At 61.7% G+C, this 21,553-nt stretch carries 22 protein-coding genes; 8 read left to right on the plus strand and 14 right to left on the minus strand.

What is annotated here, in order from left to right:
- Positions 1-51 precede the first annotated feature (51 nt).
- The 6 genes from NKJ01_RS17885 to rpsF all read right to left on the minus strand — a co-directional run bounded on the left by NKJ01_RS17885 (position 52) and on the right by rpsF (position 4,618).
- A complete protein-coding gene (locus NKJ01_RS17885) occupies positions 52-1,029 on the minus strand; it encodes a small ribosomal subunit Rsm22 family protein (protein WP_352729806.1) in 978 nt (325 codons plus the stop codon).
- A gap of 1 nt (position 1,030) precedes the next feature.
- Positions 1,031-1,354: a YnfA family protein gene (locus NKJ01_RS17890; protein ID WP_352599144.1), complete on the minus strand. Its 324-nt coding sequence runs from the start codon at positions 1,352-1,354 to the stop codon at positions 1,031-1,033.
- Between the two features lie 68 nt (positions 1,355-1,422).
- Entirely contained in the window at positions 1,423-2,727 is a 1,305-nt protein-coding gene (locus NKJ01_RS17895) for a cyclopropane fatty acid synthase (protein ID WP_352729808.1), read from the minus strand.
- A gap of 297 nt (positions 2,728-3,024) precedes the next feature.
- On the minus strand, positions 3,025-3,609 hold the full coding sequence (gene rplI / locus NKJ01_RS17900) for a 50S ribosomal protein L9 (RefSeq protein ID WP_031260841.1): 585 nt from the start codon (positions 3,607-3,609) through the stop codon (positions 3,025-3,027).
- A gap of 260 nt (positions 3,610-3,869) precedes the next feature.
- Complete coding sequence (gene rpsR, locus NKJ01_RS17905; RefSeq protein ID WP_006203718.1) at positions 3,870-4,118, minus strand: 30S ribosomal protein S18; 249 nt, start codon at positions 4,116-4,118, stop codon at positions 3,870-3,872.
- A complete protein-coding gene (rpsF, locus tag NKJ01_RS17910; RefSeq protein WP_023761609.1) occupies positions 4,118-4,618 on the minus strand; it encodes a 30S ribosomal protein S6 in 501 nt (166 codons plus the stop codon). The genes rpsR and rpsF overlap by 1 nt, the downstream gene beginning before the upstream one ends.
- 444 nt (positions 4,619-5,062) lie before the next feature.
- On the opposite strand from rpsF, the gene NKJ01_RS17915 reads away from it, so the two are divergent.
- A complete protein-coding gene (locus NKJ01_RS17915; RefSeq protein WP_352729811.1) occupies positions 5,063-6,709 on the plus strand; it encodes a pilus assembly protein TadG-related protein in 1,647 nt (548 codons plus the stop codon).
- A 36-nt stretch (positions 6,710-6,745) separates the two neighbouring features.
- Here NKJ01_RS17915 and NKJ01_RS17920 read toward each other — a convergent pair whose 3' ends face one another.
- Positions 6,746-8,674, minus strand: coding sequence for an LTA synthase family protein (locus NKJ01_RS17920; protein ID WP_352729813.1), 1,929 nt, complete (start codon positions 8,672-8,674; stop codon positions 6,746-6,748).
- Positions 8,675-8,950: 276 nt separating this feature from the next.
- Here NKJ01_RS17920 and fabD point away from each other — a divergent pair, with 276 nt between their 5' ends.
- Entirely contained in the window at positions 8,951-9,904 is a 954-nt protein-coding gene (gene fabD / locus NKJ01_RS17925) for an ACP S-malonyltransferase (protein WP_352729815.1), read from the plus strand.
- Between the two features lie 56 nt (positions 9,905-9,960).
- Positions 9,961-10,698 carry a 3-oxoacyl-[acyl-carrier-protein] reductase gene (gene fabG, locus NKJ01_RS17930; RefSeq protein WP_352729817.1) on the plus strand — a complete coding sequence of 246 codons (738 nt, stop codon included), beginning with the start codon at positions 9,961-9,963 and terminating at the stop codon, positions 10,696-10,698.
- A gap of 59 nt (positions 10,699-10,757) precedes the next feature.
- Here the strand turns inward: fabG and NKJ01_RS17935 are convergent, their stop codons facing one another.
- Both NKJ01_RS17935 and NKJ01_RS17940 read right to left on the minus strand, forming a co-directional pair.
- Positions 10,758-12,731, minus strand: coding sequence for a putative bifunctional diguanylate cyclase/phosphodiesterase (locus tag NKJ01_RS17935; protein ID WP_352729819.1), 1,974 nt, complete (start codon positions 12,729-12,731; stop codon positions 10,758-10,760).
- A gap of 16 nt (positions 12,732-12,747) precedes the next feature.
- On the minus strand, positions 12,748-13,278 hold the full coding sequence (locus NKJ01_RS17940; RefSeq protein ID WP_352729820.1) for a putative pterin-binding protein: 531 nt from the start codon (positions 13,276-13,278) through the stop codon (positions 12,748-12,750).
- Positions 13,279-13,679: 401 nt separating this feature from the next.
- On the opposite strand from NKJ01_RS17940, the gene NKJ01_RS17945 reads away from it, so the two are divergent.
- Together NKJ01_RS17945 and fabF are read left to right on the plus strand one after the other, a co-directional pair.
- Positions 13,680-13,916, plus strand: a complete 237-nt coding sequence (locus NKJ01_RS17945; protein WP_023761599.1) for an acyl carrier protein — start codon at positions 13,680-13,682, stop codon at positions 13,914-13,916.
- Between the two features lie 34 nt (positions 13,917-13,950).
- Entirely contained in the window at positions 13,951-15,213 is a 1,263-nt protein-coding gene (gene fabF, locus NKJ01_RS17950) for a beta-ketoacyl-ACP synthase II (protein WP_352729821.1), read from the plus strand.
- Here the strand turns inward: fabF and NKJ01_RS17955 are convergent.
- On the minus strand, positions 15,201-15,485 hold the full coding sequence (locus NKJ01_RS17955; RefSeq protein WP_352729913.1) for a hypothetical protein: 285 nt from the start codon (positions 15,483-15,485) through the stop codon (positions 15,201-15,203). The genes fabF and NKJ01_RS17955 overlap by 13 nt on opposite strands.
- Here NKJ01_RS17955 and mltG point away from each other — a divergent pair.
- The 3 genes from mltG to gmk all read left to right on the plus strand — a co-directional run bounded on the left by mltG (position 15,472) and on the right by gmk (position 18,283).
- The gene (gene mltG / locus NKJ01_RS17960) at positions 15,472-16,575 is read left to right on the plus strand and encodes an endolytic transglycosylase MltG (RefSeq protein ID WP_502904068.1); all 1,104 of its coding nucleotides are present in this window, start codon (positions 15,472-15,474) and stop codon (positions 16,573-16,575) included. The genes NKJ01_RS17955 and mltG overlap by 14 nt on opposite strands.
- Before the next feature lie 157 nt (positions 16,576-16,732).
- The gene (locus NKJ01_RS17965) at positions 16,733-17,623 is read left to right on the plus strand and encodes a YicC/YloC family endoribonuclease (protein WP_352729822.1); all 891 of its coding nucleotides are present in this window, start codon (positions 16,733-16,735) and stop codon (positions 17,621-17,623) included.
- A gap of 3 nt (positions 17,624-17,626) precedes the next feature.
- The gene (gene gmk, locus NKJ01_RS17970; protein WP_013532512.1) at positions 17,627-18,283 is read left to right on the plus strand and encodes a guanylate kinase; all 657 of its coding nucleotides are present in this window, start codon (positions 17,627-17,629) and stop codon (positions 18,281-18,283) included.
- A gap of 6 nt (positions 18,284-18,289) precedes the next feature.
- Here gmk and NKJ01_RS17975 read toward each other — a convergent pair whose 3' ends face one another.
- From NKJ01_RS17975 to NKJ01_RS17990, 4 genes are all read right to left on the minus strand, one after another.
- Entirely contained in the window at positions 18,290-18,583 is a 294-nt protein-coding gene (locus tag NKJ01_RS17975; protein ID WP_023761594.1) for a DUF1330 domain-containing protein, read from the minus strand.
- A 65-nt stretch (positions 18,584-18,648) separates the two neighbouring features.
- Positions 18,649-19,488: a 16S rRNA (adenine(1518)-N(6)/adenine(1519)-N(6))-dimethyltransferase RsmA gene (gene rsmA / locus NKJ01_RS17980; protein WP_352599126.1), complete on the minus strand. Its 840-nt coding sequence runs from the start codon at positions 19,486-19,488 to the stop codon at positions 18,649-18,651.
- Positions 19,489-19,498: 10 nt separating this feature from the next.
- Entirely contained in the window at positions 19,499-20,515 is a 1,017-nt protein-coding gene (pdxA, locus tag NKJ01_RS17985) for a 4-hydroxythreonine-4-phosphate dehydrogenase PdxA (RefSeq protein WP_352599124.1), read from the minus strand.
- A gap of 13 nt (positions 20,516-20,528) precedes the next feature.
- Positions 20,529-21,455, minus strand: a complete 927-nt coding sequence (locus NKJ01_RS17990; protein ID WP_352599122.1) for a peptidylprolyl isomerase — start codon at positions 21,453-21,455, stop codon at positions 20,529-20,531.
- Between the last annotated feature and the right edge of the window lie 98 nt (positions 21,456-21,553).

The raw sequence follows: 21,553 nt of genomic DNA on the forward strand, positions 1-21,553 counted from the left end.
GCGTTGATTCGTATCTGACTCGTCAGAACAAAGCAAGAACAGTTACGCTGGTCATATTGCGGTTTCGTCCAGCCTGTCGCCCCAGCCCAGCCGCCGGGCGAGCTTGAAGTCGGCGCCGTCACGCTTGGTGAACAAGCGCTCGGCGGCAGTGCCGTCTTCCCTGCAAAGCTTGAGCAGAACCTTGCCGGAGCCGGATTTCGGCGGCGCAAGAACTCGTGCCTGGCACGAGGTGGGCGCGTCGCGGGAAGCCGCGACATAGATGAACTTCTCGTCTTCCCAAGGCACGTCGGCGTCCTTGGCCAGCCGGTGCAGGCGCGAGCGGGCGACGCGGCGGGAGAAATGGCACCAGTCGGGCTGGGCAAGCGGGCAGGGCGCCTGATGCGGGCAAGGCGCAAGCACATGCGCGCCCGCCTCGATCAACTGTCGGCGCACGGCAAGGATGCGTTGCCATCCGCCAGGAGTGCCCGGCTCGACGATCAGCAGCGTGTCGCCGGTGACCTGCCAGAGCCGGTCGATGAGCTTCGGCAGGGATGCCGGAACGATTTCATCCAGCACATAGGCGCACGTCACCAGATCGGCTGGCTCGAGGCCGGCAAGATCGATGGTGACGTCGCCGGCCAGCCAACTGGTCCGGGCGGCAATCGCGTCGCCGGCCAGCACCTCGCCCACCTTGCGCACCGCCGCGCTCGCTTCCAGCAGCACCGCCTGTTCGAGATCTGGCCACTGGTCGGTCGTGGCCCAAAGCACCGTACCAGGGCCGGCGCCGACGTCGAGCAGGCTCCTGGGTTGAAAGTCGGGCTTGGCATCGCTCAGCGCGGCGAGGCTGGCGCGGATCGCGGCATAGGTCGCCGGCAGCCGCGTCGCCAGATAGGCCTTGACCGCCAGATCCTCGGCCATGTGCATGCGGCCGTCGCGCAACTCGGCACGGTAGCGGTCCGACAGCGTTTTTGCCGCTTGCTTCAGCGTCGCCAGCGGAACATTTTCGAGCACGCGCTCTACACCTTGGCGAAGCGGCGCCGGCAGTTCCATCTCACGCGCCCCGCGGGGCGAGAAGGATCACCGAGGCGCCGGCAATGCAGAGCGCCGCTCCGGCAAAATCCCAGCGGTCGGGTCGCACGCCTTCCACCAGCCACAACCAGCCAAGCGACGCCGCAATGTAGATGCCGCCATAGGCGGCGTAAGCGCGGCCGGCGGCATTCGTGTCGACCAGCGCCAGCAGGAAGCCGAACAGCGCGAGCGAGGCCAAACCGGGGAGCAGCCAAAGCGGCGACTTTTCCAATCGCCACCAGGCCCAGAACGAAAAGCAGCCGGCGATCTCGGCCAGAGCGGCGGCGGCATAGAGGACGTAGGTCATGAAAAAGGTCTCGAGACGATCACGGGACCTTTTTCAGTGCAGGCGCCGACAATGGCAAGCGGCAATGCTTATTCCGGATCCGCGACCTTGCGGCGGCGAACTGGCTTGGCAGCAGGGCTCTTTTTGACCGGTGCCGTTTCGCGATGCCCCATATCGCGCATCTCAAGCGTCTTTTCGCACTTGGCGATGTAATCGCGTGTCATCGGAAGCGTGTCGTTCTTCTTGGTGATCTGGATCTGAAAGATGACCAGATCCTGCCAGCGGAAGGCGGCCTCCGACGCTGCCAGGTAGAATTCCCACATACGGCAGAAGCGTTCGTCATAAATTGCCTTGGCCTTGTCGCGATTGGCGGCGAAGCGCTGGCCCCAGTGCTTCAGCGTGTCGGCATAGTGCAGCCGCAGGATTTCGACGTCGGTGACGACCAGGCCCGACTTCTCGATCGCCGGCATGACCTCCGAAAGCGCGGGGATGTAGCCGCCCGGGAAGATGTATTTGCGGATGAAGGCGCTGGTCGCCCACGGCACGCCGGAGCGGCCGATCGTATGCAACAGCATGACGCCATCCGGCTTGAGCAGCGTCGCGCTCTTGTCGAAGAAGGTGCGGTAATGGTTGACGCCGACATGTTCGAACATGCCGACCGAGACGATGCGGTCGAAACGCTCGTTGAGCTCGCGGTAGTCCTTGAGCTCGAAATGCACGCGGCTTTCCAGCCCTTGCGCGTGTGCCCGGTCGGTGGCGACGCCATGCTGTTCGGTCGACAATGTCACGCCCTGCACGTCGACGTCGAACGCCTTGGCGAGGTAGAGGCCGAGCCCGCCCCAACCGGAGCCGATGTCGAGCACCGTCTGGCCGGATTTCAGCCTGAGCTTGGCGGCGATATGGCGTTTCTTGGCAGCCTGCGCTTCATCGAGCGTCATGTCCGGTTGCTCGAAATAGGCGCAGGAATACTGCATGTCGTCGTCGAGGAAGAGCCGGTAGAGATCGCCTGACAGATCGTAGTGGCGCTGGACGTTGCGGCGCGAGCGCGAAGCGGTGTTGATCTGCTGCAGGCGGCGGAACGCGTGGCGCAGGCCTTCTATGGCTTTCGACCAGGTGGCGTCGATACCGCCGGTGCCCATATTCTGGAAGGCGATGCGCATCACGCCCAACACGCCACCTTCGAGAATGTCGAGTTCGCCGTCCATGTAGGATTCCGGAACCGCCAGCATCGGATCGAAGGTGATGGCGCGCTCGGCATGCGTGGTCTTGATGTGCATGTGCACCGGTTCGCCGCTGCCGTCGCCGAAAACCACCGTCGCGCCCTTGGGGCCGGTCACCTTAAGGTTGCCGGTGCGCACCAGGCGGTCGAGAACGCGCTTCAACAGAATATTCATGACCAAATGTCCCCTCTCGGCCAGACAGGCTGTCTTGGCGCGTAACCGCGAGAATCGGAATCGATTTTCCGCGGAGCCTTGCGCCGAGCCAAAGTTCACAACGTCATTTACGCGACCAAAGGACGCGCGACGCTATAGTCTGCAACAATATATAGGGGTTCGAAAAGTTCCATTGGCACAAAAAAGCCCGGGCGCGAGGCCCGGGCGTTGGTCCAGTATGGCTGGATGCCGACAAAGTGATCGGAGCACAGCTCCAATCGTGATCGGAGCAAAGCTCCAATCCTCTGCGGCGCATGGTCAGGCGTTGTCTTCGCCACCCTCGAATTCGGTGTTCGGGTCGAAGAAGTTTTCCGGCCGGGCATTGTCGTTGATGTCGTCGCCATAGATGGCTTCGGCGGTGGTCAGTGTCTCGCCCTTGGCCTGGCGTTCGGCTTCGTCGGCCGTGCGGGCGATGTTGAGCGTGATCGTGACTTCGACTTCCGGATGCAACGCGATCGCCACATTGGTGAGACCGATGGTCTTGATCGGCTGATTGAGCAGGATCTGGTTGCGGTTGACCGAGAAACCTTCCGCCGTCAGCAGATCGGCGATGTCGCGGGTCGAAACGGAACCGTAAAGCTGTCCGGTTTCACCAGCGGAGCGAACGGCGATGAAGCTCTTGCCGTCGAGCTTTTCGGCAACCTGGCTGGCTTCCGACTTGCGCTCGAGGTTGCGGGCTTCGAGCTGGGCGCGCTGGCCTTCGAACTTCTTCTTGTTGGCTTCGTTGGCGCGCAGCGCCTTGCCCTGCGGCAGCAGGAAGTTACGGGCAAAGCCGTCCTTGACCTTGACGGTATCGCCCATCTGGCCGAGGCGGGAAACGCGTTCGAGAAGAATGACTTCCATGGTTTTGTTCCTTCGGTTGGGCGCCACTCGATCGCTGAGGTCGACGCCGAATGTCATTGGAACAGGTCAGGAAGCTTGAGCGCCTGGGGCGCTGGTGTCGCTGTCCTGCCTGTCGCGGCAGTTAGAGGTTTTTGACCTCAACCCGGGATTTGTTGTTCAACCCTGCGGCGCCCGTCGCCGTGGGAGAAGAGCGGGCGGCAAGCCGCCCGCATGCTAGATAGTGAGCCCGAAAACTGGATCCCGGTTTTCAGACAGGAGTTTTAGCGAACCACGTAGGGCAGCAGGCCGAGGAAGCGGGCGCGCTTGATCGCCTTGGCGAGTTCGCGCTGCTTCTTCTGGCTGACGGCGGTGATGCGCGACGGCACGATCTTGCCGCGCTCGGAAATGTAGCGCTGCAGGAGACGCACGTCCTTGTAGTCGATCTTGGGCGCGTTGGCGCCGGAGAACGGGCAGGTCTTGCGGCGGCGATGGAACGGGCGCCGGGTCGGGATCTGGTTGATGTCGACCATTATTCTGCACCTCCTTCAAAGCCTTCGCGCGGACGGCGCGGACCACGATCGGCACCGGCGTCGCCGAACGAGCGCGGCGGACGATCGCCACGATCGCCGCGATCACGGTCGCCGAACGAGCGCGGACCACGATCGCCACGGTCGCGATCGCCGAAGCCGCCACGTTCCGAGCGCTCTTCGCGCTTCTGCATCATGGCCGACGGGCCTTCCTCATGCGCCTCGACCTTGATGGTCAGGAAACGCAGCACGTCTTCGGACAGACCCATCTGGCGCTCCATCTCGTTGAGCGCGGCCGGCGGGCAATTCAGGTCCATCAGCGTGTAGTAAGCCTTCCGGTTCTTGTTGACCCGGTAGGTGAGGGACTTCAGTCCCCAGTTCTCGACCCGGCCGACGGACCCGCCATTCGCGGAGATGACACCCTTGTACTGTTCGACAAGCGCATCGACCTGCTGCTGCGAGAGGTCCTGCCGGGCAAGAAACACATGTTCGTAAAGAGCCATTATGTCTTATGCCTTTCTTCGTTTCTCTCCCGGTTCCCGGCGGCAAAAGCCTCTGCAACTTCTCTGACCCGCAAAATCGGGGAAGAAAGGAGCATGACGAGACGGTCGAGAGCGGAGACACGGGAGGCGGAAGCACTTCTGGCATCACACGGAGGTTTTCGAAAAACCTCCGGCCCTCCGTTCAGCCCCCAGCAAGGACCGGCAGATTGCGGGCGTCTATATAGCAATCCGGCTGCAAAGCAAGGGCAGACGACGTTCTATGAGTTGCGCGAGGCCAAAATCAAGCAGCAACCGTGGCCGGAGTTTGTGGTTTCCGCAACTTCGCCTTAACCACAAAGTCACGTGATGGAAGGTGAAATCTCGCCGTAAACGGTCGATTCATCATCGAAGGGGCAAAAACCGGACAAGCCGCGACAAAAAGCGGCAGGCATTTCGGGGGTAAGAATGCTTCTCAAAAAGTTCTGGCGCTCGAAGAGCGCCAATTTTTCGCTTGTAATGGGTCTGGGCCTGCCGGTCATCCTGACAGCCGTCGGTTTCGCAACCGATGTCTCCACCCTCATGCGGGCCAAGAGCGATCTTCAGAATGCCCTCGATGGGGCAAACCTTGCCTCTTCGCATCTTGGCGATCTCGACGTCACCCGCAATGACGCCTTCAACCGTTATTTCCAGGCCAATATCGTCGGGCACGGCGAACTCGGAAATGCGCAGGCGACGTTGAGCGTCGACAAGGGCATCAATTTCATCAAGACAAAGGCGGTTGCCACGGCGGACGTCAATCTGAACTTTGCCTTCCTGTTCGGCAACAGCAAGCACATCGCGGTCGATGCTGCCGCCGTCGAATCAAACAACCAGCTGGAAGTCGTGCTGGTGCTGGACAACACTGGCTCGATGGCCGGCGCGCGCATGACGGCGCTGAGGACGGCGACCAAATCGTTGCTCGATACGCTCGAATCGACAAAATCGCCGACGCGCCAGGTCCGCGCGTCGCTGGTTCCATTTGTTACAGCCGTCAACGTCGACGGTGACGAATTCGACCCGTCCTGGATCGATATGGACGGCAAGTCGTCCACCAACGGCGCCAACTTTCCGACCATCGACGGGAAGCGTCCCAATCACATGGCGCTCTTCAAACAGCTCAAGGAGACTGGATGGACGGAGCCCGGATGGAACGGTACCGGATGGAAAGGTTGCGTCGAGGCGCGACCGGGCCCCTTCAACATTTCCGACACGCCGCCCGATCCGAACAAGCCCGACACGCTGTTCGTTCCGTATTTTGCGCCGGACGATCCGGAAGACGCCCAGATGCCGTCTAGCTCCTACGGCAATTCGGCTAGATACTACAACAATTCCTATCTCGACGACGTCAGCGACAAGGTCATGCTCGCCAAGAAGAAGACCAACCTTCTCGGCATCGATCTCAGTGATCTCGTCAGCGATGTGTCGACGCCCGGCAAGTCCGACAAGGAAAAGATCGCCAAATATGTTGCCCCCGCCAAGGAACTCATCACTGAGACTGGGTCGCGCATCACCGTTGGTCCCAACCGCTCTTGCCCCACACCGGTCGTCCCTCTCACCAACGATTTTGACAAGCTTCGCAAGGCGGCAAGCGAGATGACCGAGTGGAACGGCTCGGGTACCAATGTTTCCGAAGGCTTGTCATGGGGCATGCGGGTGCTGTCGCCTGGCGCGCCCTATACCGGTGGCGCGCCATGGAAGACGCCTGGCATCAGCAAGATCGTACTATTGCTCACCGATGGCGAGAACGTTGTCTATGGCGCCAGCGAACAGCCGACAAAATCAGACTACACACCCTATGGCTATCTGGCGGGTGGTCGTTTCGGATCGGACAACCAGACGACCGCTGCGCGCAATGTCGACGGCTGGACCAAAAGCGTTTGTACGCAATTGAAGAGCGAGGGCGTGCAGATCTACACAATGGTGCTGCAATCCGACACCGCCGCCAACCGCACGCTTTACAGCGCCTGCGCTTCGGACCCGAGCGACTATTATGCCGTGAACGATCCGACCAAGCTGCCGAATGTGTTCCTGCAGATCGCCAACAAGTTCACGAAGCTGCAATTGACGAACTGAGGGCCCGGCCGAACCGGTCCGGAAGGACAAATCTGTTCAACTCGTATGGGCGACAACCTTGTCGACCGTTTCGGGGAAGAAGTCGGGCGCCGCATTGCGTTTGCCGAACATCATATCGTACTGCAAAAGGCGGAAATCGCGGATCGCCGGGTCGATCTCTTTCTGCCGCGCCCAATCGGGCGTGGCCTCGCCAGCCGGCGTCAGCAACAGGTTGCGGTCGACGACGCGATACCGTTCGCTCATCTGACCCAGGAAGCCGGTGTAGTAGGGATGAGTGATGCCGGCCGTCTTCAGGATATGATAGGGCAGGAAGGCTGGGCTGACGGCACCTATGTCTTGAGCCGGCCCGGTGCGATTCGACCAGATGACCAGCGGCGTCTCGTGATGTTCGAGGGCGGCCTCGGGCGACGCTTCCTTGCGCGGTGCGACATTGTCCTTGAGGAACCCGGTTTCGACGTAGACCGGCCCCAGCGGCGGCAGATGGTCGCCGAAGAAGGCGATCACGGTCGGGCGGGAGCGCTTCTTCGCCCACTCGACGAGGCGTTCAAGACCACGATCGGCGTCGGCTGAGCCCTCGGCGTAGCTAAGCAGCGATTCGCGCGCCCATTGGCTGATCGGCGCCTGCACCGTATGCGTCGGATTGTAGTAGCGGTTCGGCTCATAGGGGCCGTGGTTTTGCAGGCTGACGGCAAAGAAGAACACCGGCTCGTCGCTGGCGTCCGCCTCGCTGATGATCTCGTCGGTCATCGCCGCGTCCGATGCCAGCGGCCCGCGCTTTTGCATTGGCGGCAGCGTCTCTTCCGATTTGAAGTCGTTGAAGCCGAAATCAGCATAGACCGCGCCACGGTTCCAGAACCAGTTCGTGCCGGGGTGGATGGCGCGCGCCCGGTAACCCTGGCTCTTGAGGAAGGTTGCCAGCGAAGGCGTCGGCGTGCGCACATACTGCTGATAGGGGATGCTTCCGGCCGGCAGGAACGCATTCGAAAAGCCGGTCAACGCCTCGAACTCGATGTTGGCGGTCATGCCGCCGAATTCCGGCGAGAACATAGAGCCCGAGCGCAGCGCCCGTACGTTGGGGATCGGATCTGGCTTGATGGTGACTCCGGGCAGCTTGGTCGGATCCCAGAAGGATTCGCTCATGACGATGATGATGTCGGGCTTCTCGGCCGGTACCGAGGCGCTTACATCAGGCCTGCCGATCGCGGCAATTGCCTTGTCGGAATAGCCCGGTGGCGCCGAGACATGCGCCATCGGCACGTTGAGGGCAAAGGCCAGCGCAAAACCGTTGGAGGCATAGTTCTCCTTCTGATCCCACATGATCGGTATGATCTGCAGACGATCCCTGGTCCAGGAGAAGGTGGCGTAATCCATGATCGAAACGAAGAAGGCGAGCAGCGGCACTGCCAGCGTCAGCCGGGCAAGACGTCCCTTGCGGCTGAGCGCCGGCACCTTGCGGCGCCACAGCCGCCAGCCGTAGACGAGCAGCGACAGGCCGGCGACGATGCCGACGACCATGGCGAGCGCGGTCATCGGCCGGTCGCGCACCAGCAGCGGCAACAGCGCGAAGATCTGGCGGGCATAGAGGAAATCGGTCGGATAGAGCGGATCGCCGAGATAGTGAGACTTCTGGTGACCGACGAAAGCAAGGGAAAGCGTCAGCGGCGCGACAATCATCAGGCTCTGGTGGCTGCGCCCAAGCACCGCATCGAGGCCAACCAGGATCAGCGCAAACACGACAATGGTAGTCCAGCCCGGCTTGAGCGGCTGCAGGAAGAAGGAGACCGTGCCGGCAAAGTCGCCGCGCACGATCAGTTCGATGGAAAACACCAGGATGGCAGCGATGGCCAGGCTGACCAGACCATAGCGCACGACCGGCCATCTCCTGCCCGGCAGGTAGCCGGTGGAGGGGTCGTCTTCCAGGAACTGTGGCGCGGCCTTACCGGCGCGTTTTGAACTCTTTGCCACTTTTGATTTCCCCACCCAGCGACAACACGTCACTCGATTGTCATGGATTTGTCACGCAATGCTAGCGCCTGTAAGCAAAATAAGAAGAGCCAGCAAACGAATCGTGAGCGGTTTTCATCAGGTGTGATCGCCAAAAAGCTTTTCGGAACAGGCACTCGGCGGGTGACACTGCCGTCAGGAAGGGTTGAAGTGGCTTGACTTGGCAGCCTGCCTTGCGTCACAGGCAAGCAAAACTCGTCTACCAGGCAAGCAAAACCAACCCTTGGGAGCCCTCGCATGGCCGTTGCATTCACCTTTCCTGGACAAGGCAGCCAGGCTGTCGGCATGGGCAAGGATCTCGCCGACGCCTTTCCGGAGGCGCGCAGGATTTTCCAGGAGGTCGATGACGCGCTCGGCGAAAACCTGACGAAGCTGATCTGGGAAGGACCGGAAGAGACGTTGACGCTGACCGCCAATGCGCAACCGGCGCTGATGGCGGTGTCGCTGGCCGCGATCCGGGCGCTGGAATCGCGTGGTTTGTCGCTGAAAGGCAAAGTCGCCTATGTCGCCGGCCATTCGCTGGGCGAATATTCGGCGCTCGCGGCGGCGGGCTTCGTTTCGGTTGCCGATGCCGCCCGGCTCTTGCGCATCCGTGGCAACGCCATGCAGGCGGCGGTGCCGGCCGGCGAGGGCGCTATGGCGGCGATCATCGGACTGGAGCAGGCCGATGTCGAAGCTGCCTGCGCCGAGGCCGCCCAAGCGTCCGGGAAGGGCTCTGTCTGCCAGGTGGCGAACGACAATGGCGGTGGCCAGTTGGTCATTTCCGGTGCAAGAGCCGCGGTGGAACTGGCGGCAAAACTGTGCACTGAAAAGGGAGCCAAGCGCGCGCTGATGCTGCAGGTGTCTGCGCCCTTCCACTCCGCGCTGATGACGCCCGCCGCCGAGATCATGCGCGAGGCACTCGCCAGCGTGGCGAAGGCCGCGCCGATGGTGCCCATCGTTTCCAACGTCACCGTCACCCCGACCAATGACCCCGACGAGATCGCGCGGCGTCTGGTCGAGCAGGTGATCGCCCGCGTGCGCTGGCGCGAGACAGTGGAATGGCTTGGGGCAAACGGAGTCACCACGCTTTATGAGATCGGCGCCGGCAAGGTGCTTTCAGGATTGGCGCGGCGCATCAACCGCGACATCGCCACCGCGTCGGTCGGCTCGGCGGCCGAGGTCGAGGCGGTGCTGGCCGCGCTTGCATAAAGCGTCATTTGATCCCATCCCTATAAAAGGGTGTTCTTCTCAATCAGGAGACAAAAATGTTCGAATTGACTGGCCGCAAGGCGCTCGTAACCGGTGCATCCGGGGGCATCGGCGAGGCCATCGCCAGGGTGCTGCATGCGCAAGGCGCGATCGTCGGCCTGCATGGCACCCGCGTCGAGAAACTCGAAGCGCTGGCTACCGAGCTTGGCGACCGGGTCAGGCTGTTCCCAGCCAATTTGTCGAACCGTGACGAGGTCAAGGCGCTCGGCCAGAAGGCCGAGGCCGATCTCGAAGGTGTCGACATCCTCGTCAACAACGCCGGCATCACCAAGGACGGGCTGTTCGTGCGCATGTCGGATGCCGACTGGGACACCGTGCTCGAGGTCAATTTGACCGCAGTGTTCAGGCTGACCCGCGAGCTCACCCATCCGATGATGCGCCGCCGCCACGGGCGCATCATCAACATCACCTCGGTCGTCGGCGTCACCGGCAATCCCGGCCAGACCAACTACTGCGCCTCCAAGGCCGGCATGATCGGCTTTTCCAAATCGCTGGCGCAGGAGATCGCCACCCGCAACATCACCGTCAACTGCGTCGCCCCGGGCTTCATCGAATCGGCGATGACCGGCAAGCTCAACGACAAGCAGAAAGAGGCGATCATGGCGGCGATCCCGACGCGCCGCATGGGCACCAGCGTTGAAGTCGCGTCCGCTGTCGCCTATCTCGCCTCTAACGAAGCTGCCTATGTCACGGGCCAGACCATCCATGTAAATGGTGGCATGGCGATGATCTGACCGGACTGTGGCACTTCCCCGCGCATCCGCTTTGTTCGGGACGAGGCTTCGAACGATGACTAGGCGGAGAGGCTCAGCTTGAATTTTCCTGCGCTTCTCGTCCTGCCGCTCCGGGCAATCATATGATTTGTCAGCACGGTTTCTTCGATGGGCTTCGACATGAAGAACCCTTGAGCGCGGTGGCATTGTTCAGCGATCAGAAAATCTAGCTGCGCTTCGTTTTCCACCCCCTCGGCCACGACTGTCAGGCTGAGCGAATTGGCCAGCGCGATGATCCCTCGCACGACATTCTGCTTTTTCGGGGACGACGCCAAATCGCTCAAGAACGACCGGTCGATCTTCAACTGATCCAGGTTGAAATCGGCGAGATAGCCGAAACTCGCATAGCCGGAGCCAAAATCGTCGAGCGCCAAACTGACTCCGATGTTTCGAATTGCGGTCAGGATACGCAAGGCGCTTCGGCTGTTCTGGACAAACACCCCTTCAGTAATTTCCAGCTGCAGACGTGACGCCGGCAGTGCCGTTTGTCGCAACACTTCAACCAGATGGGTGAAGTAGACGTCGTTCTGAAGACTCTTGCCTGAAACGTTCACCGAGCAGACAAAGTCCTCCGGGCAAATGGGCAGCCACTGCGCTGCCTGCCGGCAAGCCTTGCTCAAGACCAATTTGTCGAGTTCCAATATCAGGTCACTTCGTTCGGCTGTTGGAATAAACGTCATCGGCGGCCGAATCGCCCCTGAGATCGGGTCGCGCCAGCGGACCAACGCCTCGGCACCGGTCATGCGCCCGGTTGCCAACTCGAATTGTGGTTGCCAGACCAGGAAAAATTCGTCGCAATTAAGCGCTCGCTTGATTGCGGCCTCTTCGCCAAGTTGCACATCGATTTGGCTGAGGATTGCAGGAGAAAATGTCACCAGATCAGCTCGCCCCTGGGCTTTTGCGGCGTAGAGAGCGCTATCCGCATTGCGCATCAAGGTTGAAATGTCCGCGCCATGCTCCGGAAAACTGGCCATGCCGATGCTTGCGCCAACTCGAACTTGATGGCCTTCCAATTCGGCAAACCCATTCAATTGCTCCCGAAGACGATTGCCGAGAGCTTTTTCGGCCGAATGCGCCACTCCAATCTCGATGATGGCGAACTCGTCTCCACCCAGTCGAACAGCAAATACATCGCCGGGACGTTCGATCAACTGCAGGATTTCGGCGACGGCTTTCAGCAGGAGATCGCCAACGTGATGGCCGAACGTATCGTTCACATTCTTGAAATGATCGAGGTCGATCAGGTAAAGATGGAGTTGCTTGCCAGCTAGCTTCGCCTGATCCAGCAAATCGTCTCTGTTGGCCGACATCCAGGCACGATTCTTCAGACCAGTAGTCGCGTCACGCCAAGCCAGAAATTCCAGTTTCTTTATGGTCTCGCGGCGGCCGATAAGCAACACGGCCGTTCCGATTGCAAGTAGTGACAAGATCGCCAATGCGAAGGCTATCTGATAATTAAATCTATTCAGGCTGATTTCCGAGGCGTAGAGATCGGCGTTTACCTGTTCGCCGAATTTATAATACTCATCATTCATTCGGGCTACGATCTGATCGAGTTCAAGCCCCATTTCCTTCAATCTGTCTGCATCGAGAGGTAGCCCGGCCGCGATCAGCGCATCAATCCGCGTTACCGAGTCGTTGACGCGCGGCACGATCGCCGCATAGGCCGGAATTTCGCGACTAGTTCCACTGCCGTCGACCCGCTCGAAGCGGACATAGACCAGATCATTTGCCGCCAATAGCTGATCGAGGCTTGCTGCGGACGTGGGCGCGGCTTGAGCGAGCGAAACCATATCCCGCAAGTGCGTCACGTCGCGTATGGCGATGTGGAATTCGCGGATGGCGAAAAACCCGAACCGTGGCAGCGAGGACTCGATCTTGCTGATGCTGAGAAACAACATCGTGATCAAGATGCCCGAACAGGCCACCGCCGCAGCTATAGCTGTCCCGTATGTAACCGGAACTCGCCAGCCCGTCTTTCCAAACCTTGCCATCAAGGTCACGCGGGCGCTAGTTGCCGGATTCGATCGCCTTGATCAGCCAGACCCATCGTGGTTTGCGAATCGGCGTATCGAAGCTAGGATAGTCATTGAGGGGGTATACGAGCCGGGTGGGACCCTGGGTGCGTCGGGTCAGTAACTTTCCATCCTGTCGCGTGGCAAGCAGGAGAGGACCGTCGGTCCAGTCCTCTCTCGGAATTATCTGCACATAATCGTCGACGGCTCGCAGAACAACAGAATCCTTGCCCTCCAATCCAACCAGCTTGAGCACATCGCTGAACAGGACGCCTTCAAACGTAAGCTGGCCGCTTTCGAAAGGGCTTGGGGTGGTGATCCTATAGAGGCCGAGCTTCTCCAGCTGCCTCAACGTGATCGGAGTCGATTCACCGTTCTTCTGGATATTGAAAGCAACTGTGTCCGGCGGTTCTGGGAGCTTTATGGATTCCAATGCCCGCGCAGGCAGAATGCCAAGTGCGAAAACCGCCAGTATGACTAGGCAGCGCTTGATCGTCAGGCGTCTTTTGTTGAGCAAGGATGACATGCGTCCACTCCTTTTCTTATTATCGCAAGCCGCCGCCGCCGTCGCCGAGGCGCCATTTCTTGGCGGAATCATTAACGCTACCATGGCCGAGTAACTTTTCAGTTAGCGACCTATCGCCAATGTTGATTTTCGTCTGGGTGGTCGGCATGCCCAGGAAGCCCGTTTTGATATGCGACGGATGGGATGGAGCAGGGTCGCGTCGGAACCCGTTCAAAGTCATCAGAGAAGGCCCATTTCGGCTTGGACCTCAGCCGATTTTCGTGTAATGCGGCCCGCAACCCGGCGGTTCGGGCAAAAACCGGTCCGTAGCCGTTGCGTTTCCGGCAGGACCATCTTTCAGCTTGATTAGCGGCATTCTGCCCGCTAACGAAGACAGACAAACAAAAGACGAGGATGCCCAAATGAGTGACACCGCAGAGCGCGTCAAGAAGATCGTCATCGAGCACCTTGGCGTCGATGCCGACAAAGTGACGGATCAGGCGAGCTTCATCGATGATCTGGGCGCCGACAGCCTTGACACGGTCGAACTCGTCATGGCGTTCGAAGAAGAATTCGGCGTCGAGATTCCCGACGACGCAGCCGAGACCATCCTGACCGTCGGCGATGCGGTGAAATACATCGACAAGGCTTCGGCCTGACACTTTCCGCAGTCATCACCGGGGAGGACCTGCGATGAGGCGTGTCGTCGTCACGGGCCTTGGGTTGCTGTCGCCGTTCGGCATGGGCTTCGAGCACGGCTGGAAGGAATTGCTGACCGGCCGCAGCGCTGCCAAGCGCATCACCGAGTTCGAGGTGGAAGATCTTGCCTGCAAGATCGCCCACGTCATTCCGCGTGGCGACGGCAGCAATGCCACCTTCAATCCCGAGGCCGTGCTCGAGCCGAAGGAATTGCGCAAGATCGGCGACTTCATCCTGTACGGGATTGCCGCCGCCGACGAAGCGCTGAAGGATTCCGGCTGGGAGCCGAAGACGCACGCCGAGCAATGCGCCACCGGCGTCCTGATCGGCTCCGGCATTGGCGGCATCGAGGGCATCGCAGAGAACGCGATGATCCTTAGGGAACGCGGCCCCCGCCGCATCAGCCCTTTCTTCATCCCGGGCCAGATCATCAATCTTGTCTCCGGGCAGGTTTCGATCCGGCACGGGCTGAAAGGCCCTAACCATGCCGTGGTCACGGCCTGCTCCACCGGCGCCCACGCCATCGGCGATGCCGCCCGGTTGATCATGTGGGGCGATGCCGACGTGATGCTGGCAGGCGGCGCCGAAGCGCCGGTGACGCGGCTGTCGATCGCCGGCTTCGCCGCGTGCCGGGCGCTGTCGACGGAACGCAATGATTCGCCGGACACGGCGTCGCGCCCCTATGATCGCGACCGTGACGGCTTCGTCATGGGCGAGGGGGCCGGCGTTGTCGTGCTCGAGGAGCTCGAGCATGCCAAGGCGCGCGGCGCCAAGATCTATGCCGAGGTCACGGGCTATGGTCTCACCGGCGACGCGCATCACATCACCGCGCCCGCCGAGGATGGCGATGGTGCCTTCCGTTGCATGACGGCGGCGCTGAACCGGGCCAAGCTGGCACCTGCCGACGTCGATTACATCAACGCGCACGGCACCTCGACCATGGCCGACACGATTGAGCTCGGCGCTGTCGAGCGGCTTGTCGGCAATGCTGCGTCTAAGATTTCGATGTCGTCGACCAAGTCTTCGATCGGCCATCTGCTTGGGGCGGCGGGTGCCGCCGAAGCGATCTTTTCGATCCTTGCCATCAGAGATAATGTCGCCCCGCCGACCATCAACCTCGACAATCCGGAACGCGAAACCGCGATCGACCTGGTGCCGAACAAGCCGCGGGCCCGCCAGATCGACGTGGCGCTGTCCAATTCCTTCGGCTTTGGCGGAACCAACGCGTCGCTTGTCTTCCAGCGCTACAATGGCTGATCGTCCGGCTGACGGGCGCCGCTTTGGCGCGCCGTCAATTTTGCCATATTCGCCCCTACTCTACCGCTGGGGATTCGTTGGGCGATCAAACGGTAGGGCGAAATGAACACAAATCCGGCAAGCAACGGAGAATTGGGGCAGCGGCCCGCGACATCCAGTCCGATCGTGCCGAAAACGGCCAGCGAGGCGTTGCGGCCGGAGGCCGGGACGCCGCCGCCGAAGCGCTCGCGAGCATCACGCAGCCAACTCGTCGTGTTCATGAACTTCGTCATTTCCTCGGTAATGCTGATGGTTCTGGCGGCCGGCGTCGCGGTCTATTTCGGCAAGCAGGAATTCACCGAACCCGGCCCCTCGGCCAATGGCGACACCTTCCTCGTCAAGCCGAACACCGGTGTCCAGGACATCGCCGACCAACTCGAACGCCGCGGACTGGTCAGCGACGCACGGATCTTCCGCCTTGGCGTGCGCGCCTTCGGCAATGATTCCGCGCTGAAGGCCGGCGAGTACGAGATCAAGCCCAGGGCTTCCATGCGCGACATCATGGAGCTTTTGAAGAGCGGCAAGTCGGTGATGTATTCGCTAACCGTTCCAGAGGGGCTGACGGTCGAGCAGGCGCTGCAGCGCATCGCCGACGAGACTGCCTTGAGTGGCGATATGCCAGCGACCATTCCTTCGGAGGGCAGCCTCGCCACCGACACGCTGCGATTCACGCGCGGCGCGACACGCCAGCAGATGATCGACAAGCTGCTGGCCGATCAAAAGAAGCTGGTTGATGATGTCTGGCAGCGGCGCGCGCCGGATCTGCCGCTGGCCAACGTCGAAGAGTTTGTGACCCTGGCTTCGATCGTTGAGAAGGAGACGGGCAAAGGTGACGAGCGTTCACGGGTTGCCGCCGTCTTCCTGAACAGGCTTGCCAAGGGCATGCGCCTGCAATCCGATCCAACCATCATCTATGGTCTGTTCGGCGGCAAGGGCAAGCCGGCGGACCGTCCGATCTACCAGTCCGACATCCAGAAGCAGACGCCCTACAACACCTACTTGATCAACGGCTTGCCGCCGACGCCGATCGCCAATCCCGGTCGCGCGGCGCTGGAGGCGGTAGCCAATCCGTCGAAAACGGACGACCTCTATTTCGTCGCCGATGGTAACGGCGGGCACGTCTTTGCCGCGACGCTGGAAGAGCACAATGAGAATGTCGCCCGCTATCGCGCCTTGCAGAAGAAGCAGGCAGATGAGGCTGCCAAGACCATCAACACCAGTGGCGCCGGGGACGGCAATGTCGACAAGCCCGCTGACGCTGGGGCCGCTGGGCCGGCTGACGATGGCGACGACAACGGCGGTGACGCGGGCGCTGCCCAGTAGAATAAAGAAGGGCCTTGCCCACCAGGCGACGCCCTGACATTTGCAAAAGCGCCGCGCGTCCTATTTTGAGGCGTCTGCGGCGCAGTCATTTTCAAGCCGCACTTGCTCGTCGCCGTAAAGCCGGTTTCGGGGTGTGCGCCAGGGACGTGTGGGCGATATGAATTTGCAGAGCATGACCGGTTTTGCACGTGCCGTCGCCGAGCATGAAGGCACCTCGATTGCCTGGGAGGTCAAGTCCGTCAACGGCAAGAGCGTCGAGATACGGCTGCGATTGCCGCCAGGCTTCGAGCGGCTGGAACCAGCCGTCAGGCAGACACTTCAGAAGCGTTTTGCACGCGGCAATTTCCAGGCGGCGCTGACCATCGGTCGTGCCGCCGGCGCGCTGGCGCAACCGGTCGTCAATGAAGCCTTCCTGAAGGATCTGGCAGGGCTCGCCAAGCGGCTGCAGGAGCAATTCGGCTTTGCTCCCGCGACATCAGACGGATTGCTTTCGCTGCGCGGCGTCCTCGACATTCCCGAAACTGTCGAAACCGAAGAGGCGAGGGCTGCGCTCGATGCAGCAATCATGGCCGCGCTCGAGGTGGCCCTGAAAGGGCTCGAACAGGCACGACAAAGCGAGGGTGCCGCGCTGGCTTTTCTGTTGTCGGGCCATATCGACATAATCGAGGTGCTGACGCTGCGGGCCGAGGCGGATCCGTCACGCGAGACGGCGGTGATCCGCGAACGCATTGCCGAGCAGGTCAGGCTGCTGATGGACGCTTCCGCCAATCTGGACGCGACCCGGCTGTACATGGAGGCGGCGTTCCTCGCCACCAAAGCTGATATTCGCGAAGAGATCGACCGGCTGAAGACGCATATCGCATCAGGTCGGGCACTGCTTGAAGGCGGCGGTGCAATCGGCCGCAAGCTCGATTTTCTGGCACAGGAATTTAACCGCGAATCGAATACGCTATGTTCGAAGTCGAATGCCGCTGCCGTTACCGCGATCGGGTTGGAGCTGAAGGCGGTGGTCGACCAGTTTCGTGAACAGATCCAGAATCTGGAGTAGCCGATGGTTGCCAAGGATTTGGGGTCCCGTATTCGCCGCCGGGGCCTGATGCTCGTCCTGTCGTCGCCGTCTGGCGCCGGCAAGTCGACGATCGCGCGCAATCTTCTGGAAAGCGATTCCAGTCTCGAACTGTCGGTCTCCGTCACCACCAGACCGCGCCGCGGCAGCGAGATCGAGGGCGTCCACTATCATTTCCGGACGATGCGCGAGTTTGAGCGGCTGCGCGATTCCGACGCGCTGCTGGAATGGGCCGAGGTGCATGGCAATTGCTACGCGACCCCGCGTGAGCCGGCCGAACTGGCGCTGTCTGAAGGACGCGACATGCTGTTCGACATCGACTGGCAAGGTGCCCAGCAACTCAAGGAGAAGATGCGCGCCGACATTGTCTCGATCTTCATCCTGCCGCCATCGATGAAGGAATTGAAGGCGCGGCTGAAGCGCCGCGCCGAAGACCAGGAGGCGGTGATCGAGACGCGGTTGAAAAACGCCCGCAACGAGATCGAGCACTGGAAGGAATATGATTTCGTCATCGTCAATGACGACCTCGACCGCGCCTTCGCCGAAGTGCGCGGCATCGTCGTCGCCGAGCGGCTAAGGCGCGATCGCCGGCCAGGCCTGTTCGACTTCGTCTCGGGACTGTTGGACGAGAAGACGGGCTGACCGGCTTCAGGGCGCTATGCCATCGACCAGGATCAGGTTGCGGCTGAGCGCTGCATCGCGCACGTCCAGTGCCGACGCGTACTCGGCGGAGGCGTACCAACGCCTGGCCCGTTCCATGTCGGGAAATTCGACGACGATCAGCGGTCCGGGATGCCACATGCCTTCCAGTGTCTCTACCCGTCCGCCACGCACCAGATAGCGCCCGCCATGCTGGGCGATAGAAGTCGCCGCGCGGGATCGGTAGGTCTCGATGGCCTCTTCGTCGCGGATCGTGACATCGGAAATGACATAGGCGGGCATTTTGGTCCTCCGGCGTTCGCCAGATTATCTATGCCTCGAGCAAAACGCTTCCAGACCCGCCGGCACTACACCGCATTGGTCAGCCGCACGAATTCCTCGACGCTGAGCGTCTCGGCACGGCGTGTCGGATCGATGCCTGCACGGGTGAGCAGCGCCTCGCCCCCCAAGCTTTTCACGCTCTGCCGCAGCATCTTGCGGCGTTGGCCGAAGGCGGCTTCGGTGACGCGGCCGAGTTTTTTCACCTCGGCGGCCAGCGGAGCCAGGCGCGGCACCAGATGCACCACCGAGGAGGTGACCTTCGGCGGCGGCGTGAATGCCTGTGGCGGCACGTCGAAGGCGATCCTCGCCTCCGTCCGCCAGCCGGCAAGAACCCCGAGCCGGCCATAGCTGTCGCTGCCGGCGGGCGCGACGATGCGCTCGGCGACCTCGCGCTGGAACATCAACGTCATCGAGGTATAGAAGGGCGGCCAATCGCTGACCGTCAACCAGCGCACCAGCAGCTCGGTGCCGATATTGTAGGGCAGGTTGGCCACAATCTTTACCGGGCCACCGCCCCCGGCCGCGCGACTGGCTAGTGCCGCGAAATCGGTCTTCAGCGCATCGCCGGACACAATCTCAAGCCGGTCGGGATAATGGTCGGACACTTCGGCAAGCGCTGCCAGGCAGCGTTCGTCACGCTCGATGGCAATGACGTGGCGCGCTCCGTTGGAGAGCAAGGCGCGGGTCAACCCGCCAGGACCGGGACCGACCTCGATCACGGTTGCATCGGACAAGTCGCCGGCGGTGCGTGCGATCTTGCCCGTGAGGTTCAGGTCGAGCAGGAAATTCTGGCCGAGCGCCTTCCTTGCCTGCAGCCCATGACGCTCGATCACCTCGCGCAGCGGCGGCAGCCCGTCGACGCTCATGCCTTCGACCTCATGCGGCAACCGGTCCCGTGTTCGTGTCGGCCAATTGCCGGGCAAGCTTCAATGCCGCCATCAGGCTGTCGGGCCGCGCCACGCCCTTGCCGGCGATGTCGAAGGCGGTGCCGTGGTCGGGCGAAGTGCGGATGAAGGGCAGGCCGAGCGTGACATTGACCGCCTCGTCGAAGGCCAGCGCCTTGGCCGGGATCAGCGCCTGGTCGTGATACATGCAAAGGGCGACGTCGTAGCCGGCCCGCGCCCGGGCATGGAACAACGTATCGGCGGGCAGGGGACCGAAAGCATCGATGCCCTCGGCACGCAGGATTTCGATTGCCGGACGCACGATCTGCTCGTCCTCGAGGCCCATGGCGCCGCCTTCACCGGCATGCGGATTGAGCCCGGCAACGGCCAGCCGTGGCTTTGCGATGCCGAAGCGGCGAGCGAGGTCGGCGGCGGTGATGCGCGCGGTGGCGACGATCAATTCGGTGGTCAGCGCCTTCGGTACTTCGGCCAGCGCAATGTGGATGGTAACGGGGACGGTGCGCAGGTCGGGGCCTGCCAGCATCATCACCGGCATCGCCTCGACGCCGCTGTGCCGGGCCGTCAGATGCGCCAGATATTCGGTGTGGCCGGGGAAGCGGAAGCCGGCATCGTAGAGCGGCTTCTTGGCGATGGGGCAGGTGACGACCGCCAAAGCTTCGCCGGCAAGGCAGTCGGCGACGGCACGGTCGATGGCCTCGATGGTTGCTGCGGCATTGGCCGGGTCGGGCCGGCCAGGGCTGTCGATACTGTGGGCAGTCAGCGGCACGATCGGCAGGGCGCCGGCAAAGACTTGCGCCGCTTGTGATGGTGTCGTTTCGACGATCGGCAGCGAAATGCCGAGGAGGCGCGCCCGCGACACGATCAGCGCCGGATCGGCGAGCAGATAGAAGGGAGGCAGGGCGGCGGCCTCGCGCGCCATGAAAGCAGCGATGGCGATCTCCGGCCCGATGCCGGACGGATCGCCGGCGCTCAACGCGAGCGCAATCATTGGGCTGCCCACGTCAGCGCTTGACGATGCGGGCTTTCGCCTTCAGCTCGTCGACATATTTCTTGCTGAGTTCGTCGGCGTTCTTGTCGCCGGAGCCTTCGTTCTCAAACACCATCTGGGCGACCTTGTCGTCTGACACTTCGCGCGACGAGCAGATACCGATGAATTCGACGCCGCGTTCGGTCGCGCGTGTGACGGTGGCGCCACCGACCTTGGTAGCCTTGATCTGCTCGGCCCAGTCCGGCGGCAGCTGCGGTGCCAGCACCCGGCCCAGATCGCGAACGGTAACGTCGATCAGACCCTTGGCGAATTCGCGGGTCGTGTTGCAGCCGCTGAAGCGGGCACGCATTGCGTCGGCCTCGCGCTTGCGCTTAGCCAGCGTTGCGCTGCGTTCGGCCGCCGGCACCACGAAGATCACCTGCTGCAGCATGTACTCGGTAGCGCTCGGCTTGGCGCCGCCTTTTTCGAGCATCTTCCTGACAAGGTCCTGTTCGCTGACGGCACCGGTACCATCGCCGGAACGGTAGCGCGCGCTCAAGGCCTGGTTCCAGGCCATTTGGGCACGAATGAATTCCTTGAAGTGGCTCTTGCCGACGCCTGACTTTTCCATGACGCCGTCGAGCTGGCTGAGCTGCATCTTGTTGCTCGAAGCAAAGCGTTGATATGCCGCCTCGACCTGCGCGTCGCTGATGCGGATACCGAGCCGCTTTGCTTCGGCCATGCGCAGCGTCTGGTCGATCATTTCCTGGCCGGCGTCACCCTTCTTACGCTGCAGCTTCAGAAAAGCGGCACGATGGGCGATGTCGCCGGTGGTGACCGGAATGTCGTTGACGACGTATTTGATCTCGCTGGCGAAAGCCGGTGGCGTCATCACGGTAAGCGACAGGGACGTCGCCGCCACCAGCAACGCGAAACCTGCTGAAAAGAGGTATTTCCTCATCGTTGGTATCCCAATTCTATCCCGGCTCCGCCCAATTTCAGCTTTTCCAGATGCGCGAAATCCGTGCCAGCCCTATGCGGCGAAACGATGTCGCCGAC

The sequence above is a fragment of the Mesorhizobium sp. M0276 genome (genome assembly GCF_040321755.1).
Classification (GTDB): domain Bacteria; phylum Pseudomonadota; class Alphaproteobacteria; order Rhizobiales; family Rhizobiaceae; genus Mesorhizobium.

Bases quoted from the DNA above. Each gene is read 5' to 3' on its own strand.
- fabD (WP_352729815.1), top strand. From the start codon at position 8,951: ATGGCCGTTGCATTCACCTTTCCTGGACAAGGCAGCCAGGCTGTCGGC.
- rpsR (WP_006203718.1), bottom strand. From the start codon at position 4,118: ATGGTCGACATCAACCAGATCCCGACCCGGCGCCCGTTCCATCGCCGC.
- NKJ01_RS17935 (WP_352729819.1), bottom strand. From the start codon at position 12,731: ATGGCAAGGTTTGGAAAGACGGGCTGGCGAGTTCCGGTTACATACGGG.
- fabG (WP_352729817.1), top strand. From the start codon at position 9,961: ATGTTCGAATTGACTGGCCGCAAGGCGCTCGTAACCGGTGCATCCGGG.
- rplI (WP_031260841.1), bottom strand. From the start codon at position 3,609: ATGGAAGTCATTCTTCTCGAACGCGTTTCCCGCCTCGGCCAGATGGGC.
- NKJ01_RS17915 (WP_352729811.1), top strand. From the start codon at position 5,063: ATGCTTCTCAAAAAGTTCTGGCGCTCGAAGAGCGCCAATTTTTCGCTT.
- NKJ01_RS17975 (WP_023761594.1), bottom strand. From the start codon at position 18,583: ATGCCCGCCTATGTCATTTCCGATGTCACGATCCGCGACGAAGAGGCC.
- NKJ01_RS17890 (WP_352599144.1), bottom strand. From the start codon at position 1,354: ATGACCTACGTCCTCTATGCCGCCGCCGCTCTGGCCGAGATCGCCGGC.
- NKJ01_RS17885 (WP_352729806.1), bottom strand. From the start codon at position 1,029: ATGGAACTGCCGGCGCCGCTTCGCCAAGGTGTAGAGCGCGTGCTCGAA.
- rsmA (WP_352599126.1), bottom strand. From the start codon at position 19,488: ATGAGCGTCGACGGGCTGCCGCCGCTGCGCGAGGTGATCGAGCGTCAT.
- rpsF (WP_023761609.1), bottom strand. From the start codon at position 4,618: ATGGCTCTTTACGAACATGTGTTTCTTGCCCGGCAGGACCTCTCGCAG.
- NKJ01_RS17955 (WP_352729913.1), bottom strand. From the start codon at position 15,485: ATGACGAAGTTCATGAACACGACGAGTTGGCTGCGTGATGCTCGCGAG.
- NKJ01_RS17965 (WP_352729822.1), top strand. From the start codon at position 16,733: ATGAATTTGCAGAGCATGACCGGTTTTGCACGTGCCGTCGCCGAGCAT.
- NKJ01_RS17990 (WP_352599122.1), bottom strand. From the start codon at position 21,455: ATGAGGAAATACCTCTTTTCAGCAGGTTTCGCGTTGCTGGTGGCGGCG.
- NKJ01_RS17895 (WP_352729808.1), bottom strand. From the start codon at position 2,727: ATGAATATTCTGTTGAAGCGCGTTCTCGACCGCCTGGTGCGCACCGGC.
- NKJ01_RS17940 (WP_352729820.1), bottom strand. From the start codon at position 13,278: ATGTCATCCTTGCTCAACAAAAGACGCCTGACGATCAAGCGCTGCCTA.
- gmk (WP_013532512.1), top strand. From the start codon at position 17,627: ATGGTTGCCAAGGATTTGGGGTCCCGTATTCGCCGCCGGGGCCTGATG.
- pdxA (WP_352599124.1), bottom strand. From the start codon at position 20,515: ATGATTGCGCTCGCGTTGAGCGCCGGCGATCCGTCCGGCATCGGGCCG.
- fabF (WP_352729821.1), top strand. From the start codon at position 13,951: ATGAGGCGTGTCGTCGTCACGGGCCTTGGGTTGCTGTCGCCGTTCGGC.
- mltG (WP_502904068.1), top strand. From the start codon at position 15,472: ATGAACTTCGTCATTTCCTCGGTAATGCTGATGGTTCTGGCGGCCGGC.
- NKJ01_RS17945 (WP_023761599.1), top strand. From the start codon at position 13,680: ATGAGTGACACCGCAGAGCGCGTCAAGAAGATCGTCATCGAGCACCTT.